The organism is Candidatus Andeanibacterium sp. (assembly GCF_057143545.1).
Genome location: NZ_DBNHSF010000164.1, coordinates 1 through 5,017, shown reverse-complemented (window position 1 = coordinate 5,017; position 5,017 = coordinate 1). Strand labels below are relative to the sequence as shown.

The 5,017-nt window shown below is 64.1% G+C and carries 7 protein-coding genes; 3 read left to right on the top strand and 4 right to left on the bottom strand.

Translation table 11 applies throughout. The features are described 5' to 3' along the window. Positions 1 to 330: peptidoglycan-associated lipoprotein Pal (pal, locus tag AC16XC_RS09650; protein ID WP_484034443.1), on the top strand; the 330-nt coding region annotated here is incomplete at its 5' end. Here pal and AC16XC_RS09645 read toward each other — a convergent pair. Beyond that, positions 327 to 512 carry a hypothetical protein gene (locus tag AC16XC_RS09645; protein WP_484034442.1) on the bottom strand — a complete coding sequence of 62 codons (186 nt, stop codon included), beginning with the start codon at positions 510 to 512 and terminating at the stop codon, positions 327 to 329. The genes pal and AC16XC_RS09645 overlap by 4 nt on opposite strands. A gap of 160 nt (positions 513 to 672) precedes the next feature. Here AC16XC_RS09645 and AC16XC_RS09640 point away from each other — a divergent pair, with 160 nt between their 5' ends. Both AC16XC_RS09640 and AC16XC_RS09635 read left to right on the top strand, forming a co-directional pair. After that, the gene (locus tag AC16XC_RS09640) at positions 673 to 1,206 is read left to right on the top strand and encodes a J domain-containing protein (RefSeq protein ID WP_484034441.1); all 534 of its coding nucleotides are present in this window, start codon (positions 673 to 675) and stop codon (positions 1,204 to 1,206) included. Then, entirely contained in the window at positions 1,194 to 1,700 is a 507-nt protein-coding gene (locus AC16XC_RS09635) for a GNAT family N-acetyltransferase (protein ID WP_484034440.1), read from the top strand. The genes AC16XC_RS09640 and AC16XC_RS09635 overlap by 13 nt, the downstream gene beginning before the upstream one ends. Here AC16XC_RS09635 and AC16XC_RS09630 read toward each other — a convergent pair. The 3 genes from AC16XC_RS09630 to AC16XC_RS09620 all read right to left on the bottom strand — a co-directional run. Next, positions 1,695 to 2,264 carry a hypothetical protein gene (locus AC16XC_RS09630; protein ID WP_484034439.1) on the bottom strand — a complete coding sequence of 190 codons (570 nt, stop codon included), beginning with the start codon at positions 2,262 to 2,264 and terminating at the stop codon, positions 1,695 to 1,697. The two genes, AC16XC_RS09635 and AC16XC_RS09630, sit on opposite strands and share 6 nt — an antisense overlap. Further along, a complete protein-coding gene (locus AC16XC_RS09625; RefSeq protein WP_484034438.1) occupies positions 2,264 to 3,676 on the bottom strand; it encodes an SLC13 family permease in 1,413 nt (470 codons plus the stop codon). Before AC16XC_RS09625 ends, AC16XC_RS09630 begins: the two co-directional genes overlap by 1 nt. Before the next feature lie 336 nt (positions 3,677 to 4,012). Next, positions 4,013 to 5,017 (bottom strand): tetratricopeptide repeat protein (locus tag AC16XC_RS09620; RefSeq protein ID WP_484034437.1); only part of this gene is annotated, 1,005 nt, incomplete at its 5' end.

Sequence of the window (5,017 nt, the reverse complement as noted above, 5' to 3'; positions counted from 1 at the left end):
GGCCGCAACGTGATCTATTTCGATACCGACAAGTTCGATATCGACGCGTCCGACGCCACCGCGCTGCGGGCGCAGGCCGAATGGCTGCAGCGCTATCCCAACAAGCGCGCGACGATCGAAGGCCATTGCGACGAGCGCGGCACGCGCGATTACAACCTAGCCCTGGGCGAACGCCGGGCGAATGCCGCGAAGAACTACCTCGTCAGCCTGGGTATCGCCGCCAACCGCCTGACCACGGTCAGCTACGGCAAGGAGCGCCCGGTTGCGCTCGGCTCGACCGAGCAGGCCTGGGCGCAGAACCGCCGCGCGGCCACGATCACGATCGACTAGTTCGCGAGAAACGGGAGCGCCGGCGCGTCCGGCAGCTCGACCATGGCGGGCGCTTCGATGGCAGTCGGGGCGCCCGCAATGCCGTCATGCGCGTCAAGCGTGTTCAAGGGCACCGTGAACAGCGCGAACGCCGCCATGGCGAAGGTCGAGAAACTGGCGGAAATGGCGAGCTGCTTGCTCATGGGCACTCCATGGAATCGTTAGTGGGCTAAATAGTAGCTTTTTGAAATTGTGCAATGCAACATTCGACAAATAGCGGTCTGGCGTCCATGAAGTGCAACCAAGCTTGGCAGCGGGTGTGCGGGTCCGCTAGACGGATTGCGTGACCGAAGGATTAAGAGTGTGAGCCGCGCCAAGCGATCGATGGACTGGGGCTTTCCGCGCTGGCGCGGCTACGAAGGCGTGCGCGATGCGGCGACCGTGCGCCTGTGCGACCGTTACGGCTGCGAGGAACCCGGAACCTGCCCCGCGCCCAAGGCCCCCAACAGCCCCGACCGCTGGTATTTCTGCGAGAAGCACGCCGCCGAATACAATTCGAAATGGGACTATTTCGAAGGGCTCGACAAGGAAGAGGCGGCCGCCCGCGCGAAGAGCGAGCGGCGCGAGAATGCCGGCTATGCCGAAGCCCAGCATTATGGCTGGGCCTCCTCGGGCGATGGCAGCCGCAGCGCCGACGAAGTCCGGGCGCTCGAAGCTTTGGGGCTCACCCCCGATGCCGATTTCGACACGGTCAAGAAGGCCTGGCGCGCCCGGGCGAAGCTCGTCCATCCCGACGTCAAGCCGGGCGACGAGGACGCGGCGCGCGAGTTCCAGAAGCTCCAGCTCGCCTATGAGGTGCTGCGCGCGGCCGAGGAACGCCGCGAGTGGCGGGGTTGAGACGCGACCGGATCGAGACCGCGCGCCTCGTCCTGCGCCGCGCGACGATGGCCGACCTGCCGGCCGTCCACGCGATGCTGAGCGATCCCAAGGCCATGCGCTACTGGTCCACACCGCCGCACGAGACGCTCGACCAGAGCCGCGACTGGCTCGCCAGCATGGTCGAGGCCGACCCGGAGGTGAGCGACGATTTCCTGATCGAGCGTAACGGCGCCGTGATCGGCAAGCTCGGCTGCTGGAAGCTTCCGAGCATCGGCTTCCTGCTGCATTCCGATCACCAGCGGCAGGGCTATGGCAGCGAAGCAATGGCAGCATTCCTTTCCTATCTCGCCTGGCGCGCGCCGCTCACCCTCACCGCCGATGTCGACCCGCGCAATGCCGCCAGCCTTGCCCTGCTCACCCGGCACGGCTTTGCCGAAACCCACCGCGCAGCCCGCACCTGGCATATCGGCGGCGAATGGTGCGACAGCGTCTATCTGGCGCGCGATTTATGATTGCTTGCTCCGTTCCAACCATTTTCGTCGGGCCAATCTGAAAGATTGGAAGGTTCCCAGAGCAAATACCAACAAGACCGGAACCCCGATCAGTGGTGAATTGAACGCGATCAAGCATGCGACGATCATGAGCCAGGTCGACAACAGACAATTGAATATCATGAGCGGCCATGAAAATTGCTTGGCCGTGTCGCTTTCGAACTTGGCTCTTGTCCTGCGCTCTGCGATTGGCTCGCGGCCCCAAACGAGGCGTTGTGCGCCAGTCATTTTCCAGAACATCAGAGCCATTGCGAGAACAGCCAAGGGCACCGTCGATCTTTCAAAGGCTACCTGGTCGAGCACACCAGTATAGACCAGTATCAAGAGGAGAGTTGAGCTGCCCATCAAGAGTGCAAAAAGAACGAGGATGCCACGCCAGCCAGACCAGAACCGCCAGTCCTCGCGCAGCTTCTGGAACTCCCTTTCGGTCACCAGATAGCCCCGGCTCCAACGACCGGGATGGTAAAGATAGCCGCCTTCGATTGGCTCGAACCGACGAATGAACATGCGCTCGGTGCCGAACATTAGCCCGCCACCAGCGCCACCAGCCACACCAGCCCGACGATCAGCGGCGCGCCCGCCAGGTCGAGCGCGATCCCGGCCTTGACCAGAAGCGGCATGCGGATTCGCCCGGTCGCCCAGGCGATCGCGTTGGGCCCCGTGCCCGAAGGCAGCATGAAGCCCCAGCTCGCCGCGATTGCGGCCGGCATCGCCAGCAGCACCGGGTCCGCATCCAGGGCGACGACCAGGCTCGCGACCACCGGGATAATCGCACTCGCGGTCGCGACATTGCTGGCGAATTCGGTGATCACGATCACCAGCGCGACGATCGCCAGCGCGACCACCCAGAGCGGCACTGCGGAAAGCGGCAGCAGCGATTGCCCGAGCCATTCGGCGAGGCCCGAGGCGCTCATCCCCGCGGCCAGCGCCAGACCGCCGCCGAACATCATGATCACGCCCCAGGGCGCGCGATCCGCTTCGCTCCACACCAGCATCGGGCGCCCCGTCCCGTCGGGCAGCAGGAACAGCGAGAGGCCCGCGGCAATCGCGATGGTCCCGTCGGTGAGCGAGCCCGAAGGGAGATACGGCTCAAGCCAGCCCTGCAATGCCCAGAGCACGAAGGCGAGCGCAATCACCGGAACCAGCCGCCGCTCGGGCACGGTCCACGCGGTCCGCGTCGCGATGGCGCTCCGCGCGGCGGATAGGTCGAACGGCACGCTCGCAACGCGCTGCGCCCGGGCGATGATCCAGGCGGCGAGCGGCACACCTACGATCACGACCGGCAGGCCGAACATCATCCAGTCGAGGAACGAGATTTCGAGGCCGATCGTGTTGTCGAGCAGCGCCACCGCGATCCCGTTGGTGGGGCTGCCGATCAACGTGCCGAGCCCGCCGATCGAGGCGGCAAAGGCGATTCCCATCGGCAATGCGCCGGAAAGGCCGTCCTGCTGGTCGGGAGTACTCCCGCCTGCGGAAAGCACGGCCAGCGCCATCGGCATCATGATCAGCGCGGTCGAGGTGTTCGAAATCAGCATCGAGAGCACCGCGGCCGAGATCATGAAGGCGAGCAGCACCCGCCCCTGGCTCCCGCCCGAACCGACCGCCTTCAGGATTCCCAGCGCGAGCCGCCGGTGGAGCCCGGTGCGCTCGATCGCCAGCGCAAGGAACGCCCCGCCCAGGATCAGGAACAGGATCGGCGAATAATAGGCCGAGGCCGTGTCGGCCGCGTCCATCACCCCGGCAAACGGCAGGACGAGGAACGGCAGCAGCGCGGTCGCGGTGAGCGGGATCGCCTCGGTCATCCACCACGCCGCCATCCACACGACGAGGCCGGCGACCGGCCAGGCCTCGGGTGGCATCCCGGCGGGCGCGGGAACGATCAGGGTGAGCAGGAACGCGCCAAGCCCCACCGCCAGTCCGATGCGCTTGGCGGTCATGCTGCGGCGTCTCCCCTCATGGCGGGGAACCTAGCAGGCGTGGACGGTGAGGCAACGGCCTCGCCCGACTTCGCTGTGCGCAGGTCGAGGGTGACACAGGTGACACCTGTCACCCTCGGCGTCCGGGTCAAATAATGCCTGTTTTCCAAAGGAATAAGGGGTCGAGAGTGACACTTGCCCCGTCTCGGAAAATTAAAATATCCTTGCCCGATCGTGGAATATGATGACCCTGCCTGGGCGGAGCGATGGGTGAGCGGGCAAACGGACATGCCGCGCTTGTTTCACAATCCGGTGATGTAGGAAAATGAATGTCCGACAGAGATCTGAAGCGGAGATTTAATGGCAGGCGAATTCTTCCTCTGAAACCGGCTCGCAAAAATCGCCCCAGTCGCCTTCTTCGCGCCAGATGTCGACGAAGCCGCGCTCCTCGACCCATTGTTCGAATGCGTCGGTTGCCCGTAGCTTCGTGAGGGCCGGATGCCAGATCATCCAATAGGCGCCATAGCCGGGTCGCTCGAACGCCAGCCTGAGATAATTGAGCGCGATGTCCTGGTGGCCGAAGTGACTCGCGAATGTGGCCCGCGCTATCAAGTCCCGCCGTCCGCCGACGCCGAATGTCCGGTCGGCCCACAGCTTGAGTTGATCCGGCGGCAAGCTGGGATTCACTTCGGGATCGAAACGGAAATCGGGGACACTGCGGGCCATCGGTCCCATGTTGAACTCTTCCGCGGCCTGCCTTGCCGCGGCATAATCACCCTTGAATACGTTGATCCAGAATATGCTGTCGAAATACTGCGCCCTGACCGCGGGGATACCTTGCGTCACTTCGTCGATCTTTCGCAGCGTAAGGTCGAAGTTGCCGAGATAGAAGTCATCTACGAACCCGTATGTCTCTCGGCGATAGTACGGGTCGATCAGCGCCATGGATCGCCTGATCTCGCTCGCCTCGCGAATGCGGCCCAGCTGGATCGCAAAGGTCGCGAGGGACGAGCGCAGGTCCGGATCTTCCCCCTGGTCGAGCTGCGCAATCTGGCGATACTTCTCGGCGGCTGAACGCAGATCGTCCCTGGCAACATCGTACCAGGCCCGAGCCGATAGGCCATTCCAGATTTCCGGGCTGAGGTCGAGCGCCCGGGCGGAAGCCCTGTCCAGCTTGGCCATGGTCTCGTGCAATTCCTGTTCGGTCCTCGCGTAATAGATCGAGACGCCATAGACGTAGCTCAGTTCTTCCCACCCCCTCGCGAAATCAGGATCCAGCGCAACCGCGCGCTCGAGATAGGCAGTCGGGCGGCTGCGGTCGGTATCGTAGCGGTAGGAGCGGCCCTGCACGTAGTTGGCATA